Source organism: Microbacterium sp. SLBN-146 (assembly GCF_006715145.1).
GTDB lineage: Bacteria > Actinomycetota > Actinomycetes > Actinomycetales > Microbacteriaceae > Microbacterium.
In genome coordinates, this window is sequence record NZ_VFMR01000001.1 from 3,110,785 (window position 1) to 3,132,858 (window position 22,074).

Sequence of the window (22,074 nt, forward strand, 5' to 3'; positions counted from 1 at the left end):
CTGCGAACAAAGAAAAGCGATCCGGGCGCGACGTGCGCCCGGATCGCTCTCTGCAAACTAGCGGCAGAAGTTCATCGCGTCATCAGCGCGCAAAGTAGCCGCGGTAGTACTCGTAGACCCATCCCACGATGGCGACCACGAAGATGGCGATGCCGATCGGGAACATCCACACACCCACCGCGAGACCGAGGATCGCGATGCCCGCAGCACCGGCGAGAACGATCGGCCACCAGGACCACGGGCTGAACTCGCCCAGTTCGGGGTCACCATCGTCGATGTCCGCCGTCAGAGTGTCTTCGGGGAGCTCGCCGCCCTGGGCCTTGTGCACGCGACCGATATAGAAGGCGATGAAGACCGACATGAGCGTCACGAAGAGCAGCGCTGTCGACCCGACCCACTCGACGGAGAGGGCGATGGTGGTACCGAGCTGCTGCCCTCCCGTCGCATTGGTGTCCCAATGCGCGATCAGGTTCCAGACGGTGTAGAGGATGGTCGTCAGAAGGAAGAACCCGCTGAGGAGCCACCACATCCGTGTGTTGGTGCGCACTTACTTGACCTTTCCCTCGTCGAGGTCGTAAGCGGGCGCATCGGGCGCGTCCTTCGCGGGGCCCACACCGACCGGCACGCCGGCCTCGGGGTGGTTGAGATCGAAGGCCGGACGCTCGCTGCGGATGCGCGGGATCGACGTGAAGTTGTGGCGAGGAGGCGGGCACGACGTCGCCCACTCGAGCGAGCCGCCGTAGCCCCACGGGTCGTTGACGGTGACCTTGGGTGCCTTGCGTGCCGTGATCCAGACGTTGAACAGGAAGGGGATCATGGACGCGCCCAGGATGATCGCACCGATTGTCGAGAGCTGGTTCTGCCACGTCCATCCATCAGCGGCGGAGTAGTCGGCGTAACGGCGGACCATGCCGTCGACGCCGAGCCAGTGCTGGACGAGGAACGTCATGTGGAACCCGATGAAAAGCATCCAGAAGTGCACCATGCCGAGACGCTCGTTGAGCATGCGGCCGGTCCACTTCGGCCACCAGAAGTAGAAGCCCGCGAACATCGCGAAGACGACGGTGCCGAAGACGACGTAGTGGAAGTGCGCTACGACGAAGTACGAGTCGGAGAGGTGGAAGTCGAGCGGCGGCGAAGCGAGGATGACGCCCGTCAGGCCACCGAAGACGAAGGAGACGAGGAACCCGAGCGAGAACATCATGGGGGTCTCGAATGTCACCGAGCCTCGCCACATCGTTCCGATCCAGTTGAAGATCTTCACACCGGTCGGCACGGCGATGAGCATCGTCATGAGGGCGAAGAACGGCAGAAGCACGGCGCCCGTGACGTACATGTGGTGCGCCCAGACCGCGACGGAGAGCGCAGCGATCGCGATCGTCGCGTAGACGAGGGTCTTGTACCCGAAGATCGGCTTGCGGCTGAAGACCGGCAGCACTTCGGAGATGATGCCGAAGAACGGCAACGCGATGATGTACACCTCGGGGTGTCCGAAGAACCAGAACAGGTGCTGCCACAGGAGCACGCCGCCGTTCTGCGGGTCGTAGATGTGTGCTCCGAGCACGCGGTCCGCGGCAGCGGCGAGGATGGCCGCGGCGAGGACGGGGAACGCCATCAGGATCAGGATGCTCGTGACGAGCGTGTTCCACGAGAAGATCGGCATGCGCCACATCGTCATGCCGGGAGCGCGCATCGTGATGATCGTGGTGATGAAGTTCACGGCACCGAGGATGGTACCGAAACCGCTCATGCCCAGACCGAGCATCCAGAGGTTTCCACCGATACCCGGCGAGAAGGTCGCACTCGCGAGCGGCTGATAGGCGAACCAGCCGAACGACGCCGCGCCCTGCGGAGTCAGGAAGCCCGCGACCGCGATCGTCGAACCGAACAGGAACAGCCAGAACGCGAAGGCGTTCAAGCGCGGGAACGCGACGTCGGGTGCACCGATCTGCAGCGGCAGGATGGCGTTGGCGAAGCCCGCGAAGAGCGGCGTCGCGAACATCAGCAGCATGATCGTGCCGTGCATCGTGAAGAGCTGGTTGTACTGCTCTTTCGTCGGGATGATCTGCATGCCGGGCTCGAAGAGCTCCGCGCGGATGATGAGGGCCATCACGCCACCGAGCATGAAGAAGATGACCGACGCGATCAGATACATGTACCCGATCGTCTTGTGGTCAGTGGAGGTGATCCACTTGACGACGATGTTGCCCTTCTGCTCGACGCGGCTCGAGCTCAGCAGAGCGGCCTGTCGGGGCGGGAGGGTCGTCGGGCGACCCGGAGTCGCCTCGTTGAGGGGAAGTGTCGTCGCCATGGTCAGTGGTCTCCCTCGGATGCGGGAGCGCCCGTCCCGGGCGCGTTCTGAAGTCGGTCGTACGCGTCGTTGATGTCGCCGGTCTGACCTGCGGCTTCGAGCGTCTGGAGGTAGTCCTCGTACTCGTCCTCGCTGACGACCTTGACGTTGAAGAGCATCATCGAGTGATATTCGCCGCAGAGCTCTGCGCACTTGCCGGCGTACTCACCCTCGCGGGTCGGCGTGAAGGACCAGTAGTTGTCCTTGCCGATGTACATGTCCTTCTTGTAGAGGAAGTCGATGATCCAGAAGGAGTGGATGACGTCGCGCGACTGGAGCTTGATCTTGACGGTCTTGTCGACCGGCAGGTACAGCGTGGGCAGCTCGCTGACGACGTCGCCGGCGTCGTTGGTCTGAGCTTGAACGCCCATCGACCAGACGGTGTCGTCTTCGGAGTCGCCGTTGTACTGGAAGTCCCACGCCCACTGCTTGCCGATCGCGACGATCGAGACGTCGGGATCTTCCGTCTGGGTCTCGAGGATCGTCTGGTCACGCGCCGTGAAGGCGAAGAAGCCGATGACGAGGATCAACGGCACGACCGTGTAGAAGATCTCGATGGGCATGTTGTAGCGAAGCTGGACGGGAAGGCCCGTCTGCCCGCGGCGGCGACGGTAGGCGATCGCCGCCCATCCCATGAGACCCCATGTGATGACGCCGACGGCGAGGAGGACGATCCACGAATTGACCCACAGGCCGGAGACCATCTCGGTCTGATTCGTGGTGGGGGTGCCGTCCTCGATGAAGCCCGGCAGATAGCCGTTGAGCTCCGTCGGGGTGCAACCGGCGAGAACCGCCGCCGTTGCGATCCCGAGCGGGAGAACGGCCCAGCGGAGGCGTCGTTTCGAGGGCACGGTGCACCTTTCCGGGTCGCGAATGTGTCTTGGTCCAGTCTAGAGCAAGCGCCCAGACGATTCAGGCCATCCACCCAGCTTGTCGAGTCGCGCGAACACGAAAAAGCCGGACCCGGGCCGCGAAAAAGCGGTCGGGTCCGGCTCGTGATCCACGTCAGTGGAAGCTGTCACCGCAGGCGCAGCTCCCCGCGGCATTGGGGTTGTCGATCGTGAAGCCCTGCTCGGAGATCGTGTCCTTGAAATCGATGGTCGCGCCGTCGAGGTACGGCACGCTCATGTCGTCCACGATGACCTCGACGCCGTCGAAGTCGACCGCCTGGTCGCCCTCGAGGTAGCGCTCGTCGAAGTAGAGCTGGTAGATCAGGCCGCTGCATCCGCCGGGCTGGACGGCGACGCGAAGGCGAAGGTCATCGCGTCCCTCCTGCTCGAGGAGCGTGCGCACCTTCAGGGCTGCGGCGTCGGTGAGAAGCACGCCGTGGGCGCGCGTCGTCTGGTCGGTCGACAGTGCGGTGTCGGTCATGTGCGTCCTCCAAAGAGCGTGCGGATGCCACGATTCTACGCCCAGCTATAGCCCAACGGCGTGGAACCACGACGAATCGGGCGGCGTCAGCCGTCCCGCCGGTCGAGCTTCTCGAGGAGCAGCGCTTCGGCGATGAGGGCGTGCCGGAACGTATCGAGGTGAAGTGACTCGTTGGGGCTGTGCGCACGCGCGTGGGGATCCTCGACGCCCGTGACGAGGATCTGAGCGTCGGGGAATTCGCGCACGAGGTCGGCGATGAACGGGATGGAGCCGCCGACACCGAGGTCGACGGCCGCCACGCCGTAGCCCTCTTCGAGGGCGTCTCGCGCCGCGGTGACGGCCCAGCCACTCGTGTCGACGAGGAAGCCGTCACCGAGGTCAAGGTCGTCAAAGCTCAGTCGAGCCCCGAAGGGGGCGTGCGCGCGCAAGTGCGCCTCGATGGCGGTGTAGGCCTCACGCGCTGACTGGCCGGGGGCGACACGCGCACTGATCACGACCGAGACCTCGGGCGTGAGGGTGTTGGAGGCGTTGACGACCGTGGGGACATTCATTCCCGTGACGGTGACGGACGGCTTGTTCCAGATCCGGCTCAGGATCGTGCCGTCGCCGATCGGCCGCACCCCCTCGGAGAGACCGGCCTCGTCGCGCAGCGTCGCCTCCGAGTACTCGGGTGTCGCGGCGTCCCTCTCGAGGAGACCCGCGACGGCGACCGACCCGTCCTCGTTCCACAGTGAAGCGAGCAGGCGGATCGCGGCCATGGTCGCATCGGGGACGGCCCCGCCGAACATCCCCGAATGCGAGGCGTGCTCGAGAGTGCGTACGGTCATCGTGAAGCGCACGTTGCCGCGGAGCGAAACCGTCAGCGCGGGTGTGCGCGCGTCCCAATTGCCCGAGTCCGCCACGACGATGACGTCGGCGCGCAGCACGTCGGCGTTGTCGGAGAGGAACTGTCCGAATGAACGCGAACCCGCCTCCTCCTCGCCCTCGATGAAGAGCGCGATACCGAGGTCGGTGTCGTCGCCGAGCGCCTCGGCGAACGCCCGCAGCGCGCCGATGTGCACCATGACGCCTGCCTTGTCGTCTGCCGCACCGCGCCCGTACAGACGCCCGTCCCGCACCGTCGGCTCGAAAGGCGGCGAGTCCCAGAGCGCGTCATCGCCCGTCGGCTGGACGTCATGATGCGCGTAGAGCAGGATCGTCGGACGCCCGTTGCGCGCCGCACGGGTCGCCAGGACGGCCGGCATTCCGCGGCCCTCTTCGCCCGGAAGAGCCGCGTCGCGGATCTCGACACGGTCGAAGATCCCCACGCCCTCGGCGAGCTGCGCCACGGCCTCGGCGCTCCGCCGCACCTCCGACGGGTCGAACCCCGGGAAGGCGACCGAGGGGATGCGCACGAGGGAGCCGAGGTCGGCGAGTGCTGCGGGGATGCCGGCTGTCGCGGCATCCGTCACAGACTTCTGACGGGAAGGGTCTGATGTCATGCGGGTAATCTTAAGTCCACCCGCCGACGCAGTTCCGAGGATCACCGTGGCCAAGACTCCCGCAGCCCCCGCGCCGAAAGACGCTCCCACCGACGTCGACGCACCCGTTTCCGGTGCCGGAAAGGGGCGCGCGACTCCGACCCGCGCCGAGCGGGAAGCGGCGCGCAAGCGGCCGCTCGTACCGGATACGAAAGAGGCCAAGGCGCGCGCGCGCGCCGAGCTCGCGACTCAGCGCGAGAAGGCGCGCGTCGGCATGGCGGCCGGCGACGACCGCTTCCTCACGGCTCGCGATCGCGGGCCGCAGCGCCGATGGGTGCGCGACCTCATCGACTCGGGCTGGCACCTCGGCGAGGCAGTGATGCCCGCGATGGTCGTCGTCATCATCGCGACCTTCATCCCCGTCTACGGCATCCAGTTCTACTCGTTCATCGCACTGTGGATCTTCATCCTCTTCGTGATCGGCGACATGGTCATCACGTCGATCCGCGTCAAGCGCGCTGCGCGTGACAAGTGGGGCGACAAGATGGAGAAGGGCCTGGGCTGGTACGCCGCGATGCGCACGATCCAGATGCGGTTCCTCCGCCTCCCCAAGCCGCAGGTCAAGCGCGGGCAGCGTCCCGCCTGAGCCCGCGGTTGATCTGGCGGCCCCATAAGGGACCGCGGTAGAGAAAGCCCGTGTAGCCCTGCACGAGGGTCGCGCCAGCATCGAGACGCTCTCGAACGTCTGACGCCGTCTCCACTCCCCCGACGGAGATGACACAGAAGTCGGCCGGAACGACGGCGCGCACGCGCCGGAGGACGTCGAGCGACCGTGCCGCCAGCGGGGCGCCCGACAGGCCGCCGTTGCCTGCGGCGGCGACCGTCGCGGCATCCGTCTTCAGGCCCTCGCGAGAGATCGTGGTGTTCGTCGCGATGAGTCCCGCGAGCCCTACGTCGACGGCGAGGGCCGCGAGTGCGTCAACCTCGTCATCCGTGAGATCGGGAGCGATCTTGACGAGCAGCGGTGTGTCGCCCGCCGCGGCCCGCACCGTCTCGAGAAGAGGGCGGAGCGTTTCGGCTGCCTGGAGTCCGCGAAGGCCCGGTGTGTTCGGTGACGAGACGTTCACGACGAGATAGTCGGCGAGCGGAGCGAGGAGGGTGGCGCTCCGTTCATAGTCGGCCGTCGCGTCACTCACATCGACGACACGACTCTTGCCGATGTTGACACCCAGGATCGGCCTGTTGCGGCGCCTGCGGAGCTTCTCCAGACGACGCGCGGCCGCCTGGGCACCATGGTTGTTGAATCCCATGCGGTTGACGACGGCGCGGTCGGGAATGAGACGGAAGAGTCGCGGACGCGGATTGCCGGCCTGCGGGATCGCCGTCACCGTGCCGACTTCGACGTGACCGAATCCGAGCGCCCACAGACCCTGGGCGCCTGTGACGTCCTTGTCGAAGCCGGCAGCAACACCGAACGGCGACTCGAATGTGAGCCCGAGAGCCGACGTGCGAAGTGACGCGTCGGGGCGAGCCAGAAGGCGCGGGGCCCACGCGAGCGGTCGGGTGCCGAGCATCCGGATGACGACCATCGCAGCGTGATGAGCGGACTCGGGATCCATGCGGGACAGAACTGTCCGGAAGAGAAGCGGATACATCGCTTCCAGGCTAGCGCTCGGCGCTCGCCTCCTCGCGCGGGTGATCGTCTCGCAGCTGGCCGATCGCCGTCTCGAAATCCTCGAGCGAGTCAAAGGCCTGGTACACGCTGGCGAACCGCAGGTATGCAACCTCATCGAGCTCGCGCAGCGGGCCGAGGATCGCCAATCCGATCTCGTTCGCGTCGAGCTGCGAAGCGCCGGTCTGTCGGATCGACTCTTCGACGCGCTGAGCGAGCACGGCGAGGTCTCCCTCTGTCACGGGGCGTCCCTGACACGCCTTGCGCACACCCGAGATCACCTTCTCGCGGCTGAACGGTTCCATGACGCCCGAGCGTTTGATGACGTTGAGGCTTGCCGTCTCGATCGTCGTGAAGCGTCCTCCGCACTCGGGGCACTGACGGCGTCGACGGATGCTGAGGCCGTCATCGCTCGTTCGCGAATCGATGACGCGGGAATCGGAGTGGCGGCAGAACGGGCAATGCATATGACAGAAGACTACGCCGGGAAGCGGGCCTCGATGGCCTCACCGTGCGCCGGAAGCTGCTCAGCCTCGGCGAGCGTGACGATGGCAGCCCTCACCTCGGCGAGAGCAGCGCGGTCGTATTCGATCACCTGTTGCGGACGAAGGAACGTGGATGCGGACAGCCCCGCGGCGTAGCGCGCCTGCCCTCCCGTGGGGAGGACGTGATTCGACCCGGCCAGGTAGTCGCCGAGACTCACCGGAGTGTGGGGGCCGACGAAGACCGCGCCGGCGTGGACGAAGTCGGCGGGGCGCGGGTCCGCGACGTGAAGTTCGAGGTGTTCAGGCGCATAGGCGTTGCTGAAGTCGGCAGCGCGGGCCAGATCATCGACGATGACGATGGCGGACTGCGGGCCTGCCAACGCCGCCTCGACGCGCTGTGCGTGCCGCGTTGCAGCGGCGGCCGCAGCGACGGATTCGCGCACGGCTTCGGCGAGGTCCTCTGATGTCGTGACGAGGACTGCCGAGGCCTGTTCGTCGTGCTCGGCCTGACTGACGAGGTCGGCGGCGACAAGAGTCGGATCGGCGCTCTCATCGGCCACGATGAGGATCTCGGTCGCGCCGGCTTCCGAGTCCGTGCCGACGCGCCCCGCAACGGCACGCTTCGCGGCTGCGACGAAGTTGTTGCCCGGGCCGGTGACGACATCGACGGGATCGAGTCCGATTTCGGGAACACCGTAGGCGAAAGCCGCGATCGCCCCCGCGCCTCCCATCGCATAGACCTCATCCACGCCGAGCAGACGCGCCGCCGCGAGGATCACGGGGTGGACACGACCGTCGCTGTCTCGCTGGGGCGGAGAGGCGAGCCCGATGCGCTCGACGCCCGCGACCTGCGCGGGAACGACGTTCATGACGACGCTCGACGGATAAACCGCCTTGCCGCCGGGAACGTAGAGTCCGACGCGCCGCACGGGTTGCCAGCGCTGGGTGACCGATGCTCCGGGAGCGATGTGCGTCGTGACGGACGGTGGGACCTGGGCGATCGAAGCCGCACGCACGCGCTCGATCGCGGACTCGAGCGCGGATCGGATGGACGGATCGAGAAGCGCGAGTGCTTCTTCAAGGTGCTCGGCGGGCACGCGGATCGCGTGGCCCGTCACTCCGTCGAAGCGCTCGGCCTGGCTCCGCAGCGCGTCCGCACCGTCGGCCTGGACATCCGCCACGAGCCTGGTCGCTGTCTCCAGTGCTTCATTTCGCGCGGCAGCCGCCCGAGGGACAGCCGCAAGAAGCTCAGCTGCGGACAGGTCCCGACCGCGCAGATCGATCGTTCGCATCATTCGTCGTCGTCAGCCCCGAGTCACGCCGTCTGTGTCGTGCAGCCGCCCGACCCGACCGTCTTCGTGACGGACCACGAAGTGATCGTCGTACTCTTCGATGACGAGAGCCCACGCGGTCGGCCCGATGCGGAAGAGTGCGGCTCCGCTGTCGTCGACGACATCGCGCTCCTCGGGGACGAGAGCCCAGAACGCCTGGTGACGGTGCGCCGCGGGCTCGTCCGCCGCGGCCTCGACCTGGTCGACGGGCTCATAGGCACCGGTAACGTCATCGGACATCCACGATTCCGTCGTCGCGTCGACGTCCGCCGAATCCTCGAAGACGACGTGCTCCGATCCCGTGTCGGCTGTCGGCGCTGCGGCAGGAGCAGGAGACGGGTCGGCGGGGCGTGCGGGCCGCGCGGACACAGGGCGGACCGGGCGCGCGTTCCGATGCGCGGGGACCTCGCGGCGACCGACGAAGTCCTGAGCGAAAGGCGGGATGAGGGGCGCGAAGACGGTGAGGAGGACGCCCGCGAGCATGAGGATCAGTTGAGCCCAGATCACCCAAGAACGGAACCAGTCTCCGCCCGCGAGCGTGAACGCCACCGTCTCCCACACGATCTGCAGCCAGACGACGGCTGAGACGGAGAACGCCACCGACGCGAACTGATCGATGCCCAGCGAGCCGACCCGGCGGATCCCGTCGGGCGACAGACGACGCAGGCCGATCAGGAAGACGGCGATGGTCGGGAGGCCGATCGTGAGGATCCAGCCGAGACCTGTCGTCCAGACAGACCCGAATCCGAACAGCAGGCTGTCCCGGCCGACCAAGACGGCGGCGACGGGGAAGAACGACAGCACGAACGCGACGAGCCAGACACCGGCGAGAGCGACCTCGCGCACCGAGAATGGTCCGACGCCGTACTGCGGTGTCTCGTCGAGTCGTACGTCGGAGGAAGCGTTCTGATCGCCCTCGAGGCCGATGTTCTCGTCCTGGTGGTCGCTCACGATGATCCTTCCGATAACGGGCGGGGGTGCACACGATCCTACCCGCGGGGCCGACTCCCGTCGGGATGCACGCGAGATGCGGGGTCGTGTTCGGGGTCGCTCACCCGAGGCATTGCGGGCCGAGCAATCCCTTCAACTCGCCGAACAGATCCGCTGTGATCGACACCGGCATCGGCACCTCGAAGACCTTCGCGGCGGACCCCTTGTGCAGCTTCAGCACGACCTCGGTATCGCCACGATGACGCTCGAGAACAGCCGCGAGCTCCCCGACGACCGGCTCGGTCGCCCGGTGCTCCGGCATGACGAGCACGAGTGGCCCGGACGCCTCCGTGCTCCCGAGGTCCGGAGCGAACACCGACTGCGCATGCAGGTTAAGCCCATCATCGCGGCGTGAGATCCGGCCGCGGACGACGAGAATCGAGTCCGCCTGCAGCATGGAGGCGAATTCGGTGTAGGTCTTGCCCATGAGCATGACGGTGACCTCACCGTCGAAGTCCTCGACCGTGATCATCCCGTAGGGATTTCCGCTCTGTTTGGCGACACGATGCTGGGCATTCGTGACGAGTCCCGCGATCGTGACCTGCTCACCGTCCGCCAGATCCTCATTCGACAGCAGGTCGTGGATCGTCATGGACGCATGTTTGGCGAGGGGGATCTCCAGACCCGCGAGGGGATGATCGGAGACGTACAGACCGAGCATCTCGCGCTCGAAGGCGAGCTTGTCCTTCTTCGTCCATTCGGGGCGTTCGGGCACCTTTGTGACCTGCTGAGGCTCGTCGTCTCCCCACAGACTGTCGAAGTCGAACCCCACCTCGCCGTTGGCCTCGCGTCGTTTGTCGAGGACGGCCTGCTCCGTCGCGTCCTCATGAATCTCGAGGAGTGCGCGACGTGTCGACCCGAGCGAGTCGAAAGCGCCCGCCTTGATCAACGACTCCACGGTGCGCTTGTTCGCCACATGCGCGGGCACTCTGGCGAGGAAGTCGTGGAAGCTCGCGAAACCGTCTTCTCCGCGCGACGTCACGATTCCGTCGACGACGTTCGCTCCCACGTTCCGCACAGCACCGAGCCCGAAGCGGATGTCCTCGTCGACAGCGGCGAAGTATCGGATGGACTGGCCCACGTCAGGCGGAAGCACTTTGATGCCCATGCGCCGGCACTCGTTGAGGTACACGGCCATCTTGTCCTTCGAGTCACCCACGCTCGTCAGGAGTGCCGCCATGTACTCGGCGGGATAGTGCGCCTTCAGGTACGCCGTCCAGTAGGAGACGAGTCCATAGGCAGCCGAGTGCGCCTTGTTGAACGCGTAATCGGAGAACGGGAGAAGGATCTCCCACAACTTGTTCACCGCGTCGTCCGAGTATCCGTTCGCATGCATGCCCGCCTGGAAGCCCTCGAACTGCTTGTCGAGCTCGGACTTCTTCTTCTTGCCCATCGCGCGCCGGAGGATGTCCGCCTGTCCGAGGCTGAAGCCTGCGACCTTCTGCGCAATGGCCATGACCTGCTCCTGATAGATGATCAGGCCGTAGCTCGTGTCGAGGATCTCGGAAAGCGAGTCGGTGAACTCTTTGTGGATCGGGGTGATCTCCTGCTGCCCGTTCTTGCGCAGCGCGTAGTTGATGTGGGAGTTCGCCCCCATCGGCCCGGGTCGATAGAGGGCGATGACGGCCGAGATGTCTTCGAAGTTGTCGGGCTTCAGAAGCCTCAGGAGCGAGCGCATCGGCCCGCCGTCGAGTTGGAAGACGCCGAGCGTGTCTCCCCGGGAAAGGAGCTCGTACGCCGCCGCGTCATCGAGCTCCAGATCTTCCAAGACGAGGGCGGTCCCTCTGTTCGCCTCGATGTTGTCGAGCGCATCGTTGATGATCGTCAGGTTGCGGAGCCCGAGGAAGTCCATCTTGATGAGGCCCAGCGCCTCGCACGACGGATAGTCGAACTGCGTGACGATCTGACCGTCCTGCTCCCGTCGCATGATCGGGATGATGTCGATGAGCGGCTCGGACGACATGATGACGCCGGCGGCGTGCACACCCCACTGGCGCTTGAGGTTCTCGAGCCCGACCGCGGTGTCGAAGACGGTCTTCGCCTCGGGGTCCGTCTCGATGAGAGCGCGGAACTCGCTCGCCTCCTTGAAGCGCGGGTGCTCCTTGTCGAACATGCCGCCGAGGGGCATGTCCTTGCCCATGACGGCGGGGGGCATGGCCTTCGTCAGCTTCTCTCCCATGCTGAACGGGAAGCCCAGAACGCGGCCTGCGTCCTTCAGCGCCTGCTTCGCCTTGATCGTGCCGTAGGTGACGATCTGCGCGACACGCTCGTCGCCGTACTTCTCGGTCACGTACTGGATGACTTCGCCACGGCGCCGATCGTCGAAGTCGACGTCGAAGTCGGGCATCGAGACACGGTCGGGATTGAGGAAGCGCTCGAAGATGAGTCCATGCTGAAGCGGGTCGAGGTCGGTGATCTTCATCGCATAGGCCGCCATCGACCCCGCGCCGGAGCCACGGCCGGGCCCGACGCGGATGCCGTTTCGCTTGGCCCAGTTGATGAAGTCGGCGACGACGAGGAAGTAGCCGGGGAACCCCATCTGCGAGATGACCCCCGTCTCGTACTCCGCCTGTGCCCGCACCGCATCGGGGATGCCGTCGGGGTACCGCTCGCGCAGACCGTTCTCGACCTCCTTGACGAACCACGACTCTTCCGTCTCGCCGTCGGGAACCGGGAATCGCGGCATGTAGTTGGCCGAGGTGTTGAACTCGACCTCGCAGCGCTCGGCGATGAGCAGGGTCGCGTCGCACGCCTCGGGGTGATCGCGGAACACCTGGCGCATCTCGGCCGCGGACTTGACGTAATAGCCGTCGCCGTCGAACTTGAAGCGCTTCGGATCGTCGAGGGTCGAACCCGACTGCACGCACAGCAGCGCCGCATGACTCGTGGCGTCATGCTGGTGCGTGTAATGAAGGTCGTTCGTGGCGACGAGCGGAATGCTCAGCTCCTTCGAGAGCTTGAGCAGATCACTCATGACCCGCCGCTCGATAGACAGACCGTGATCCATGATCTCGGCGAAGTAGTTCTCCTTGCCGAAGATGTCCTGGAACTCGGCCGCAGCAGCACGCGCCGCGTCGTACTGCCCGAGCCGGAGCCGCGTCTGCACTTCGCCCGAGGGGCACCCGGTCGTCGCGATGAGCCCCTTGCTGTACTTCTGGAGCAGTTCGCGGTCCATGCGGGGTTTGAAGTAGTAGCCCTCCATGCTCGCGCGGGACGACAGTCGGAAAAGGTTGTGCATGCCTTCGGTCGACTCGCTGAGGAGCGTCATGTGGGTGTAGGCGCCGGAGCCCGAGACATCGTCGTTGGTCTGCTCGGGCGTCCCCCACCTCACCCGCGCCTTGTCGCTGCGGTGCGTGCCGGGCGTGACGTAGGCCTCGATCCCGACGATGGGCTTGATGCCGGCCTCTTTCGCCGCCCGGTAGAACTCGAACGCAGCGAACGTATTGCCGTGGTCGGTGACAGCGATCGCGGGCATCCCCAGACGGACGGCCTCCGACACCATCGGGCCGATGCGGGCCGCTCCGTCGAGCATGGAGTACTCGCTGTGCACGTGCAGATGAACGAAGGAGTCGGATGCCACGACACGAGTCTACGAAGCCCGTCAGACACTCGGACTGGTTTGCCTAGAGTTGAGCGCATGGCGACTCCCGACTTCATCCTCGAACTGCGGCGCATGATCGGAACCCACCCCCTCACACTCACGGGCGTCACCGCCGTCGTGCTCCGCGGTGACAGCGTGCTCCTCGGTCGCCGAAGCGACACGGGCGCGCTCACGCCGATCACCGGCATCATCGATCCCGGGGAGGAGCCGGCGGTGGCCGCGGCGCGGGAGACGCTCGAGGAGGCCGGAATCGTGTGCCTCGTCGAGCATCTCGCCTGGGTGCACCAGATCCCGCGCATCACGTACGGCAACGGCGACCAGGCGGACTACCTCGACTTGACCTTTCGCTGCAGCTGGGTCTCGGGCGAGCCGGTGCCGGTCGACGGCGAGATGACCGAGGTCGCATGGTTCGACGCCCGTGCCCTCCCGCCGATGGGCGAGGACATGCGTCAGCGCGTCGAGGCCGCGCTCACCGTCCGCGGCGCTGCGAGGTTCGAGTCGCGGTGACCTTCACGCCGCATCCCGCACGAGCCCGGACACCTCAGTCTGCGCGGAGCACCTCGAGAGCGTGCGCGAGATCGGCCGGATAGTCCGACCCGAAGGTGACCCACTCCCGCGAACCCGGGTGCGCGAAAGACAGTTCGCGCGCATGCAGCCATTGGCGCGACAGACCGAGCCGAGCGGAGAGAGTCGGGTCGGCTCCGTAGAGCGGGTCGCCGACGCACGGATGCCGGTGGGCGGCCATGTGCACACGGATCTGGTGCGTGCGCCCGGTCTCCAGATGGATCTCGAGCAGCGACGCGCCCGGGAAAGCCTCGAGCGTCTCGTAGTGGGTGACGGAGTCCTTGCCCTCCGGCGTGACCGCGAACTTCCACGAATGCGTGGCATGCCGACCGATAGGCGCGTCGATCGTGCCCTCGAGGGGATCCGGATGCCCCTGCACCACCGCGTGATAGATCTTCTCGACCTCGCGCGCCTTGAAGGCGCGCTTGAGCTCGGTGTACGCCCGCTCGCTCTTCGCGACGACCATGAGTCCGCTCGTGCCGACGTCGAGCCGATGGACGATCCCCTGCCGCTCGACGGCCCCCGTCGTGGCGACGCGGAAACCGGCGGCTGCCAGTGCTCCGAGCACAGTCGGGCCATCCCAGCCGACCGACGGATGCGCAGCGACCCCGCTCGGCTTGTTGACGACGACGATGTCGTCGTCGTCGAACACGATTCCGAGGTCCGGAACAGCGATCGGCACGACGGTCGGAGGCTGCTTGTCTTCCCACGAGATGTCGATCATCTCCCCCGCGCGCACGCGGTCGGACTTACCCGCCGGCCGTCCGTCGAGGAGCACCCCGCCCGACTCGGCGATCTCTGCGGCGAACGTCCGGGAGAACCCGAGCATCTTCGAGAGTGCTTGGTCGACGCGCACGCCGTCGAGGCCGTCGGGGACGGGAAGGAGTCGCGATGGCATCAGACGGAGCTGTCGCCGGCTCGGCGATCCGCCTCCCGCTCGACCTCGCGCTGCTGAGCCGGAGTGAGCGGGGGAAGCCCGCGCTCGTCAGCGGGGATGCCCGCATCGGCGTCAGCCACGGGGAATTCGTTCCCGAATCCGGCGACGGGGCCGCCCGGCGGAACTTCGTCGCCCTCACCCAGAATGGTGTCGTCGTCTTCGCTGCGGCGACGCGTGTCACGGGTTCCGTCCATGTGAACTCCCAGGATGACCAAGAGGGCGACGACGATCATGTCGCACACGATGAAGATGTCGGCGATGTTGTAGATCGCCGGCGACATACCGGGGAAGAACCACATCCACGGCGTATTGATGAAGTCGATCACGTGCCCGACGGCGAACCCGGGCTCGCGAAAGATCCGGTCGGTCAAGTTGCCCAGGACGCCGCCCAGCAGCAGTCCCATCACGATCGCCCAGACCCGCGACCGCACGCGGGTGGCCGCGAGCCAGACGATCACACCTGCGACCGCAGCGAGCGCGATCGTGAAGATCCACGTCACGCCCTCGCCGAGTGAGAACGCCGCGCCGGGGTTCTTGACGAGGTAGAGGCTGAAGAAATCGCCGAGGACCGGGACGTTCTCCTGAAGTGGCAGATTCTCGAGGGCGAGGAACTTGGTGAACTGGTCGGCGGCCAGCACCACGGCCGCGAGAATCGCGACGATGGTGCCGGCCGCCGCTGCGCCCATGCGCTGTGCGCGCACGATCCGCTCAGGTCCGTCCGACAACAGGCAGGCTCAGAGGCCGATGGCCGACACGGGCGTGGAGCCCGACGTCGTGGCCGTGGTCTCGAGGTCGCGGAGCTTGCCCTCGATGTAGCTGCGGAGCTGGGCGCGGTAGTCGCGCTCGAACGTGCGGAGTTCGGAGATGCGGCCCTCGAGGGCGACCCGCTCGCGATCGAGACGGGCCTTCTCCTCGCGACCGCGCGTCTCTGCGTCGGAGATGATCGCGGCGGCCTGGGACTTCGCGTCCGAGATGAGCTGGTCGCGCTGGGCGATGCCCTCTGCGACGTGCTCGTCGTGAAGGCGCTGTGCCAGCTCGATGATTCCGGCGGTGGCCGTTGCCGAACCGGTCTCATCGGCGGACACGGTCTTCGGTGCCGGAGCGGGCGCCTCTTCGACCTCTTCGGCCTCCACCGGCTCTTCCTCAGCCGCGGCAGGTGCCGAAGCACCCGACTCGTAGGCGGCGAGCTTCGCCTTCAGCTCTTCGTTCTCGGCAAGCGCCTTGCGCCATTCGACGACGATCTCGTCGAGGAAGTCATCCACCTCATCGGGGTCGAAGCCCTCTTTGAACCGGACGTGCTGGAACTGCTTGGTGACGACGTCATCGGGTGTCAATGCCATAGTGATTCCTCTTTCGAGCGCTCAGGTCGCTGGCAAACGGTCTGTGGACGGAGCTGCCCGCGGCAAGCCGTACTCAGCAAGCATAGCCGTGGCGTTCGCCAGGTGTGGAGATGGTGATGGTCGTCACGCCGCCATGAAGGCGCGCGTGACCGAGAGAAGGATGAAGCAGAGGAGCATCGTCAAGGCGAAGCCGAAGTCGATCGCGATTCCACCGACGCGCAACGGAGGTATGAGGCGCCGGAAGAGTCGGATCGGAGGATCGGTCAGCGAGTAGACGATCTCGGCCGCGACGAGCCCTGCGCCGCGCGGACGCCATTCCCGATTGAAGAAGGGCACCCACTCGAGGACGAGACGTGCCAAGAGCACGAGAACGTACAGGACGAGCGCGACGTTGAGGATCGCCGCGACGAAGCGGACGATTTCCACGGATCAGGACTGCGCGAAAGGCACGGACTCAGGGTCCGCCTGCGCGACAGCGCCGTCACCGGACACGGCGACGTTCTCGGGCGAGAGGAGGAACACCTTGCTCGTGACGCGCTCGATGCGGCCGTACAGGCCGAGCGAGAGACCACTCGCGAAGTCGATGAGGCGGCGCGCATCGGCGTCGCTCATCTGCGAGAGGTTGATGATCACGGGCACGCCGTCGCGGAAGTTCTCGGCGATCACCTGTGCGTCGCGGTACTGCTTCGGGTGCACGGTGAGGATTTCGCTGATCGCGGCGGGCGCGGGCTGACGCACGACGGTCGGGCGGTGAATAGGAGTCACGGGTGCTGCCTTCTCGACGACGGCTTCGGTCTTGCGGCCACGTTGCTGCGGCGCGGGCTCTTCATAGGCTTCTTCCTCATCGGCGAGGCCCAGGTACACCATGGTCTTCTTGAGCGGGTTCGACATCGCATCCTCCGTAGTGCTCGTCTGTTCCGAGGTTAACCGCGAATCGGCCGCGGTCCCGTGATTGCCGAGCCGATCCGCAGGTGTGTCGCACCGGCGATGATCGCCTCGGGGAAATCCGCCGTCATTCCGGCGGAGATCCATTTCGCATCGGGTGCGACAGAGCGCACCCGATCGCTGTAGGTGTGAAGCCGCGCGAACGCACTGGCGGGTGCTTCGTCGAGCGGCGCGACGGCCATGATGCCCCGCAGACGCAGGGTCCGGAGCGCTGCGACATGCTCCGCAAGCGCTTCAAGTCCCTCCGGCTGAACCCCGCCACGCGCCGGGTCGTCCGTGAGGTTGACCTGAAGGAGGACATCCAGAACGGGAGTGTCCGCATCCGCGGCGGCGTCGAGAGCGTCGGCCAGCCGTGCTCGATCCACCGAGTGGACGACGGATGCCGCCGCACGCACCGCGCGAGCCTTGTTCGTCTGCGCCTGCCCGACGAAGTGCCAGCGCACGTCCAGCTCAGGGAGCTCCGCCCGCTTGGCCGACAATTCTTGCTGACGGTTCTCGCCCACGTCACCGACGTCGAGCTGAACGAGGTCTGCCACGAGACGAGCAGGGTGGAACTTCGTCACGACGATGCGGACGATGTCGCCAGGCTCGCGGCCGGCTTGGCGGAGCGCGCCGTCGATCCGTTCATCGACGTCAGCGAGGCGCGCGGCGAGCGCGGCGACAGGTTCCGGGGGCGGCAGCACAGTATCTCTCGTCTCCAGAACCCGTCGCCGGGCTGTTGCGTCTACTTCAGGAAATCGGGGATGTCGAGGTCGTCGTCACCGAAAGCCGAGTCATAGCTATCGGGGACGACGGCGCTGACGGACACCTTCTCCGGCTCGCTCGCGACCGGCTCGACGTCGCGGGCGGCATCAGCCGCTGCGGTCGCGGGCACGACGGGTGCAGCGACGACACGGGCGGCCGTGATCGGCTCGATGCGCGACTGGGGCTCACCTCCGTCGAATCCCGCGGCGATGACCGTCACCCGCACCTCATCGCCGAGCGTGTCGTCGATGACGGTACCGAAGATGATGTTCGCTTCGGGGTGCGCTGCCTCCTTGACGAGCTGAGCGGCATCGTTGATCTCGAAGATCCCGAGATTCGATCCGCCCTGGATCGACAGCAAGACACCGTGGGCACCCTCGATCGACGCTTCGAGAAGCGGCGATTCGACGGCGAGCTCGGCGGCCTTGATGGCTCGATCTGCCCCGCGGGCCGAGCCGATGCCCATGAGAGCCGAACCCGCGCCCTGCATGACCGACTTGACGTCCGCGAAGTCGAGGTTGATGAGTCCCGGCGTCGTGATGAGGTCGGTGATGCCTTGCACACCGGCGAGAAGCACCTGGTCGGCCGTGGCGAAAGCCTCGATCATCGAGATTCCGCGGTCGCTGATCTCGAGAAGACGATCGTTCGGCACGACGATGAGCGTGTCGACTTCTTCTTTGAGCTTGGAGACGCCCGACTCGGCCTGCTGCTGACGTCGACGGCCTTCGAACGAGAAGGGCTTCGTGACGACACCGATCGTGAGCGCGCCGATCGACTTCGCGATCTTCGCGACGACGGGGGCACCACCGGTGCCGGTCCCACCACCTTCACCGGCGGTCACGAACACCATGTCGGCGCCGCGCAGCGCCTCTTCGATCTCTTCCGCGTGGTCTTCTGCGGCGCGACGCCCGACCTCCGGATCGGCACCCGCACCGAGTCCCCTGGTGAGTTCGCGTCCGACGTCGAGCTTGACGTCGGCATCGCTCATGAGCAACGCCTGCGCGTCGGTGTTCACCGCGATGAACTCGACACCTCGCAGTCCGAGCTCGATCATGCGATTGACGGCGTTGACGCCGCCACCACCCACGCCAACCACCTTGATGACTGCGAGGTAGTTCTGGTTCTGGCTCATGCCGGCCTCCGTCTCCCGAACCAAACCTTCAACCTCATCTAGAGGTTTAAAGAATTGCTCAGTATGCAATTCCTGACTCGAAAGTAAGCGGGCGTCGCTCCGACTGCCCGCACGCTGCGGGCGTGTCGCGACATCGCTGTCGAGAACCGGTCAGTTGACGACGACGGCCTCGGGTGAGGAGACGTCGTAGACGCTGACGGAGTCGGGGGGACGAGCGATCATGACCCGCTCCAGGACCAGCGCCTTCTGCGCGGAGTCGTCGGCACTCCCCCACACGATAGTTGCGTTGGCACCCCCGAGCGTCAGCCTCACGTCGTCGGGGGTCGTCGCGCTCACGGCGGTCACTTGGGGCCGGATGGTGTCGGGAAGCGAGCGCATGACGCGCCCGGCCGCCTCGAACGCCGGCGTGTCGACGCCCCCCGGGATCGTGAGGACAGGGGCGTCCGAACCGGGCGCGGGGACCGTCGTCAGGCCGACTCCCGCCGCATCCACGAGCGTGAAGCCGGCACGCGTCTCGATGTATCCGATGGGCGTGCGCTCGACGATCCTGACGACGAGTTCATGCGGGGGGCGCGCCTCGAGCGTGTACGACTCCACGAGGGGGAACCCGACGAGGGCGGCCTTGACGTCGCCGTCGTCGACCAGCGCCAGCGGAACGCCGACCTGGTCGCCCAGCGCGGCTTCGACTGCGGCGGTGTCGAGCGAGCTCGCCCCGACGATCGTGATCTCCTCGACGGCGAAGAGCGGACTGTAGGCGGCGCCGAACGTGACAGCGACCAGGACGAGGAAGGACGCGGCGACACCGAGCCATATCGCACGGCGGCGGCGCTGGCGGCCCGTGAACCGCCTGACCTCTGCGCGGAGAGCCTTTCGACGCGCGCGCGCCGCCGTCCACACGTCGCGGGCGCGGATGGTCTCATCCGGGTCGCGACGGTGCTCCGCGGCACCCACGGCATCCGTCGTCGGGTCGGATGTCGCGAACGGCGAGGAAACGGCGGAAGGGGCATCCAAGGGGATGATCGGAGCCGTGAGCTGGGCGTCGACGTCGGCGGCTTCGTCGGCCGTCGCCGCTGCGGGCCGGCGGGACCGCTCCGACGACGGAGCAGCGTCGGGCTGCGTCGGTGACTGCGGGAGCGGGGGCGGTCGGCGCACCAGCTACTCCCCCGTGGTCGCCGTGCGGTCGAGGGCCTCCAGGACCTGCGGGATGATGAGGTTGACGTTGCCGCAGCCGAGCGTCACGACGAAGTCGCCGTCGCGGGCGACGGACGCCGTGTAGTCCGCGGCGTCCTGCCAGTCCGCGACGAACGCCACGTGCGCGGGATCGATGAAGGCTCCGCTCACGAGCGCGCCCGTGACACCCGGAACAGGATCCTCGCGCGCGCCGTAGACGTCGAGCACCACCGTGTGATCGGCGTGCTTCTCCAGGACGTCAGCGAACTCCTGGTACATCGCACGCGTCCGCGAGTACGTGTGCGGCTGGTGGACGGCGATGATGCGTCCGCCACCCACGACCGTTCGCGCCGCGGCCAGCGCCGCTGCCACTTCGGTCGGGTGGTGCGCGTAGTCGTCGTAAACGCTCACCCCGCGCATGACCCCGTGCAGCTCGAAGCGACGCGCCGTGCCCGAGAAACCCTCGACCGCGCGGGCGGCGTCTTCGAACGCGACCCCCAGAGAGAGCAGCACCGCGACGGCGCCGGCCGCGTTGATCGCGTTGTGGATCCCGGGGATCGCCAAGCGCACCTCGGCCTCGTCGCCGCCGTAGCGAAGCGTGAAAGCGACAGGGCCGTCGGTCGTGACGTCCATGACCCGGACGTCCGCGTCGGAGGCCGCACCGAACGTCAGGACCCGCGTATGAGTGAGACGTTCCCGCACGACGATGGCCCCGGGATCGTCGGACGAGATCACGACGGATTCGCTCGCGGTGTCGGCGAACGTTGCGAACGCGTCGTAGAAGGCGTCGCGCGACCCCCAGTGGTCGAGATGGTCGGGATCGACGTTGGTGATGAGGGCGATCGAGGTGTCGTACAGAAGGAAGGTGCCGTCGGACTCGTCCGCCTCGATGACGAACAACTCGTCCGACCCCGTGCCGCTCGAGACGCCCAGCTGCTCGATGACACCCCCGTTGACGAATGTCGGGTCGAGGCCGAGCGCCTGCAGCGCCGTCACGATCATCCCTGTCGACGTCGTCTTGCCGTGCGCTCCCGCGACGGACACGAGACGTCGCCCTCCGATGAGCCAATGCAGAGCCTGCGAACGGTGGATGACATGGAGTCCCCGCGCCTTCGCCTGTACGAACTCGGGGTTCTCGGGCCAGATCGCGCCGGTGTGGATGACCGTGTCGGCGTCGATCGGCAGATGGGCGACATCGTGGCCGACGAAGACCGTAGCCCCGAGAGCCTCGAGCTGACGCAGCCCCGGGCTGTCCGCGCGGTCTGATCCGGAGACGCGAATGCCGCGTTCGAGGAACATCCTCGCGAGTCCCGACATGCCGGAGCCGCCGATACCGATGAAGTGGGCGGCCTCGATCGTCTCGGGGATGGGCAGGCTCAGGTCAGGTCGGATCATGGCCCTACGATCCTAAGTCGGGCATGGGATGCCGCGGCATCGGCGCGCGGCGCGCTCACTGCCCGTTCTCGTCGCCTTCCACATCGGCATCGTCCGTATCGCACCCTCCGAGGTCGAGGACGGCCTGCGCATCAGGGCAGCGAAGATGACTCCACCCGCCGCCGTAGGAGTCCTGCGTCATGTCGACCCAGATCTCCACCGACCCATCCGGATCCGCGCGGTAGTACGTCACGATCGGGTCCCCCTCCGTCGTCGGGGCCGTCACGATGAGTTCCGCTCCATCGGTGCCGGGATCTGCCAGGCACTCGACCGCGGTGTCAGGGATCTCCTGCCCCTGACCGAGCCGTTCGTGACCGCACGAAGGGATGTCGAACCGCTCGAGGAACGTGACCCTGTCGTCCGGCCCGGCGGGGCGGAGCGAACCACCGGGCGACGCAGCATCGGATGCCGTTCCCTCGGTGGCGGGGCTCGGCGGCGACGTCGGAGACACGGCGGGCGGTGACGCGCACGAAGCGAGGCTGAGAGCGAGAAGGACCGCCAGTACCGGTTGTGCGCGCGTCGATGTGGTTCTCATGCGACACCTCCTC

Annotated in this window: 22 protein-coding genes; 2 read left to right on the top strand and 20 right to left on the bottom strand. The window is 66.6% G+C overall.

Features of this window, described 5'->3' with window-relative positions:
* Nucleotides 1–82 precede the first annotated feature (82 nt).
* The 5 genes from FBY39_RS13985 to FBY39_RS14005 all read right to left on the bottom strand — a co-directional run bounded on the left by FBY39_RS13985 (nucleotide 83) and on the right by FBY39_RS14005 (nucleotide 5,202).
* Nucleotides 83–547, bottom strand: coding sequence for a cytochrome c oxidase subunit 4 (locus FBY39_RS13985; protein WP_141932892.1), 465 nt, complete (start codon nucleotides 545–547; stop codon nucleotides 83–85).
* A complete protein-coding gene (ctaD, locus tag FBY39_RS13990) occupies nucleotides 548–2,311 on the bottom strand; it encodes a cytochrome c oxidase subunit I (protein ID WP_141932894.1) in 1,764 nt (587 codons plus the stop codon).
* A gap of 2 nt (nucleotides 2,312–2,313) precedes the next feature.
* A complete protein-coding gene (gene coxB / locus FBY39_RS13995) occupies nucleotides 2,314–3,201 on the bottom strand; it encodes a cytochrome c oxidase subunit II (protein WP_141932896.1) in 888 nt (295 codons plus the stop codon).
* 154 nt (nucleotides 3,202–3,355) lie between these two features.
* Nucleotides 3,356–3,721 carry an iron-sulfur cluster insertion protein ErpA gene (gene erpA / locus FBY39_RS14000; RefSeq protein WP_141932898.1) on the bottom strand — a complete coding sequence of 122 codons (366 nt, stop codon included), beginning with the start codon at nucleotides 3,719–3,721 and terminating at the stop codon, nucleotides 3,356–3,358.
* An 86-nt stretch (nucleotides 3,722–3,807) separates the two neighbouring features.
* Nucleotides 3,808–5,202 carry a dipeptidase gene (locus tag FBY39_RS14005; protein ID WP_141932899.1) on the bottom strand — a complete coding sequence of 465 codons (1,395 nt, stop codon included), beginning with the start codon at nucleotides 5,200–5,202 and terminating at the stop codon, nucleotides 3,808–3,810.
* A gap of 46 nt (nucleotides 5,203–5,248) precedes the next feature.
* On the opposite strand from FBY39_RS14005, the gene FBY39_RS14010 reads away from it, so the two are divergent.
* Complete coding sequence (locus tag FBY39_RS14010; RefSeq protein WP_186336957.1) at nucleotides 5,249–5,827, top strand: DUF3043 domain-containing protein; 579 nt, start codon at nucleotides 5,249–5,251, stop codon at nucleotides 5,825–5,827.
* On the opposite strand, the gene FBY39_RS14015 is transcribed toward FBY39_RS14010, so the two are convergent.
* The 5 genes from FBY39_RS14015 to dnaE form a co-directional block, all read right to left on the bottom strand.
* On the bottom strand, nucleotides 5,802–6,836 hold the full coding sequence (locus FBY39_RS14015) for a quinone-dependent dihydroorotate dehydrogenase (protein WP_141932903.1): 1,035 nt from the start codon (nucleotides 6,834–6,836) through the stop codon (nucleotides 5,802–5,804). The genes FBY39_RS14010 and FBY39_RS14015 overlap by 26 nt on opposite strands.
* 10 nt (nucleotides 6,837–6,846) lie before the next feature.
* Nucleotides 6,847–7,320, bottom strand: coding sequence for a transcriptional regulator NrdR (gene nrdR, locus FBY39_RS14020; RefSeq protein ID WP_141932905.1), 474 nt, complete (start codon nucleotides 7,318–7,320; stop codon nucleotides 6,847–6,849).
* Nucleotides 7,321–7,331: 11 nt separating this feature from the next.
* On the bottom strand, nucleotides 7,332–8,633 hold the full coding sequence (gene hisD, locus FBY39_RS14025) for a histidinol dehydrogenase (protein WP_141932907.1): 1,302 nt from the start codon (nucleotides 8,631–8,633) through the stop codon (nucleotides 7,332–7,334).
* Between the two features lie 9 nt (nucleotides 8,634–8,642).
* Nucleotides 8,643–9,620, bottom strand: coding sequence for a hypothetical protein (locus tag FBY39_RS14030; RefSeq protein WP_141932909.1), 978 nt, complete (start codon nucleotides 9,618–9,620; stop codon nucleotides 8,643–8,645).
* Nucleotides 9,621–9,720: 100 nt separating this feature from the next.
* Entirely contained in the window at nucleotides 9,721–13,239 is a 3,519-nt protein-coding gene (dnaE, locus tag FBY39_RS14035; RefSeq protein WP_141932911.1) for a DNA polymerase III subunit alpha, read from the bottom strand.
* 57 nt (nucleotides 13,240–13,296) lie between these two features.
* On the opposite strand from dnaE, the gene FBY39_RS14040 reads away from it, so the two are divergent.
* Nucleotides 13,297–13,767 (top strand): NUDIX domain-containing protein, encoded by a 471-nt coding sequence (locus tag FBY39_RS14040; RefSeq protein ID WP_141932912.1) that lies wholly within the window; start codon nucleotides 13,297–13,299, stop codon nucleotides 13,765–13,767.
* Nucleotides 13,768–13,801: 34 nt separating this feature from the next.
* On the opposite strand, the gene FBY39_RS14045 is transcribed toward FBY39_RS14040, so the two are convergent.
* The 10 genes from FBY39_RS14045 to FBY39_RS14090 all read right to left on the bottom strand — a co-directional run bounded on the left by FBY39_RS14045 (nucleotide 13,802) and on the right by FBY39_RS14090 (nucleotide 22,061).
* Nucleotides 13,802–14,722 carry an RluA family pseudouridine synthase gene (locus FBY39_RS14045; protein ID WP_141932914.1) on the bottom strand — a complete coding sequence of 307 codons (921 nt, stop codon included), beginning with the start codon at nucleotides 14,720–14,722 and terminating at the stop codon, nucleotides 13,802–13,804.
* Nucleotides 14,722–15,486, bottom strand: coding sequence for a signal peptidase II (gene lspA / locus FBY39_RS14050; protein WP_396652282.1), 765 nt, complete (start codon nucleotides 15,484–15,486; stop codon nucleotides 14,722–14,724). Before lspA ends, FBY39_RS14045 begins: the two co-directional genes overlap by 1 nt.
* A gap of 9 nt (nucleotides 15,487–15,495) precedes the next feature.
* The gene (locus tag FBY39_RS14055; protein WP_141932916.1) at nucleotides 15,496–16,101 is read right to left on the bottom strand and encodes a DivIVA domain-containing protein; all 606 of its coding nucleotides are present in this window, start codon (nucleotides 16,099–16,101) and stop codon (nucleotides 15,496–15,498) included.
* A 123-nt stretch (nucleotides 16,102–16,224) separates the two neighbouring features.
* The gene (locus FBY39_RS14060) at nucleotides 16,225–16,527 is read right to left on the bottom strand and encodes a YggT family protein (RefSeq protein ID WP_141932918.1); all 303 of its coding nucleotides are present in this window, start codon (nucleotides 16,525–16,527) and stop codon (nucleotides 16,225–16,227) included.
* A 3-nt stretch (nucleotides 16,528–16,530) separates the two neighbouring features.
* Nucleotides 16,531–16,992 (bottom strand): cell division protein SepF, encoded by a 462-nt coding sequence (locus FBY39_RS14065; RefSeq protein ID WP_141932920.1) that lies wholly within the window; start codon nucleotides 16,990–16,992, stop codon nucleotides 16,531–16,533.
* Between the two features lie 32 nt (nucleotides 16,993–17,024).
* Nucleotides 17,025–17,729, bottom strand: coding sequence for a YggS family pyridoxal phosphate-dependent enzyme (locus FBY39_RS14070; RefSeq protein ID WP_260837996.1), 705 nt, complete (start codon nucleotides 17,727–17,729; stop codon nucleotides 17,025–17,027).
* Between the two features lie 41 nt (nucleotides 17,730–17,770).
* Nucleotides 17,771–18,922 carry a cell division protein FtsZ gene (ftsZ, locus tag FBY39_RS14075; RefSeq protein WP_141932922.1) on the bottom strand — a complete coding sequence of 384 codons (1,152 nt, stop codon included), beginning with the start codon at nucleotides 18,920–18,922 and terminating at the stop codon, nucleotides 17,771–17,773.
* 150 nt (nucleotides 18,923–19,072) lie between these two features.
* Nucleotides 19,073–20,074: an FtsQ-type POTRA domain-containing protein gene (locus FBY39_RS14080; RefSeq protein ID WP_141932924.1), complete on the bottom strand. Its 1,002-nt coding sequence runs from the start codon at nucleotides 20,072–20,074 to the stop codon at nucleotides 19,073–19,075.
* Between the two features lie 3 nt (nucleotides 20,075–20,077).
* Nucleotides 20,078–21,487 (bottom strand): UDP-N-acetylmuramate--L-alanine ligase, encoded by a 1,410-nt coding sequence (murC, locus tag FBY39_RS14085; protein ID WP_141932926.1) that lies wholly within the window; start codon nucleotides 21,485–21,487, stop codon nucleotides 20,078–20,080.
* Nucleotides 21,488–21,542: 55 nt separating this feature from the next.
* Nucleotides 21,543–22,061 carry a hypothetical protein gene (locus tag FBY39_RS14090; RefSeq protein WP_141932928.1) on the bottom strand — a complete coding sequence of 173 codons (519 nt, stop codon included), beginning with the start codon at nucleotides 22,059–22,061 and terminating at the stop codon, nucleotides 21,543–21,545.
* Between the last annotated feature and the right edge of the window lie 13 nt (nucleotides 22,062–22,074).

Coding starts and splice junctions, on each gene's coding strand:
- nrdR (WP_141932905.1), bottom strand. CDS start 7,320: ATGCATTGCCCGTTCTGCCGCCACTCCGATTCCCGCGTCATCGATTCG.
- FBY39_RS14040 (WP_141932912.1), top strand. CDS start 13,297: ATGGCGACTCCCGACTTCATCCTCGAACTGCGGCGCATGATCGGAACC.
- ftsZ (WP_141932922.1), bottom strand. CDS start 18,922: ATGAGCCAGAACCAGAACTACCTCGCAGTCATCAAGGTGGTTGGCGTG.
- FBY39_RS14065 (WP_141932920.1), bottom strand. CDS start 16,992: ATGTCGAACCCGCTCAAGAAGACCATGGTGTACCTGGGCCTCGCCGAT.
- hisD (WP_141932907.1), bottom strand. CDS start 8,633: ATGATGCGAACGATCGATCTGCGCGGTCGGGACCTGTCCGCAGCTGAG.
- murC (WP_141932926.1), bottom strand. CDS start 21,487: ATGATCCGACCTGACCTGAGCCTGCCCATCCCCGAGACGATCGAGGCC.
- ctaD (WP_141932894.1), bottom strand. CDS start 2,311: ATGGCGACGACACTTCCCCTCAACGAGGCGACTCCGGGTCGCCCGACG.
- FBY39_RS14015 (WP_141932903.1), bottom strand. CDS start 6,836: ATGTATCCGCTTCTCTTCCGGACAGTTCTGTCCCGCATGGATCCCGAG.
- FBY39_RS14045 (WP_141932914.1), bottom strand. CDS start 14,722: ATGCCATCGCGACTCCTTCCCGTCCCCGACGGCCTCGACGGCGTGCGC.
- FBY39_RS14055 (WP_141932916.1), bottom strand. CDS start 16,101: ATGGCATTGACACCCGATGACGTCGTCACCAAGCAGTTCCAGCACGTC.
- FBY39_RS14005 (WP_141932899.1), bottom strand. CDS start 5,202: ATGACATCAGACCCTTCCCGTCAGAAGTCTGTGACGGATGCCGCGACA.
- erpA (WP_141932898.1), bottom strand. CDS start 3,721: ATGACCGACACCGCACTGTCGACCGACCAGACGACGCGCGCCCACGGC.
- FBY39_RS14090 (WP_141932928.1), bottom strand. CDS start 22,061: ATGAGAACCACATCGACGCGCGCACAACCGGTACTGGCGGTCCTTCTC.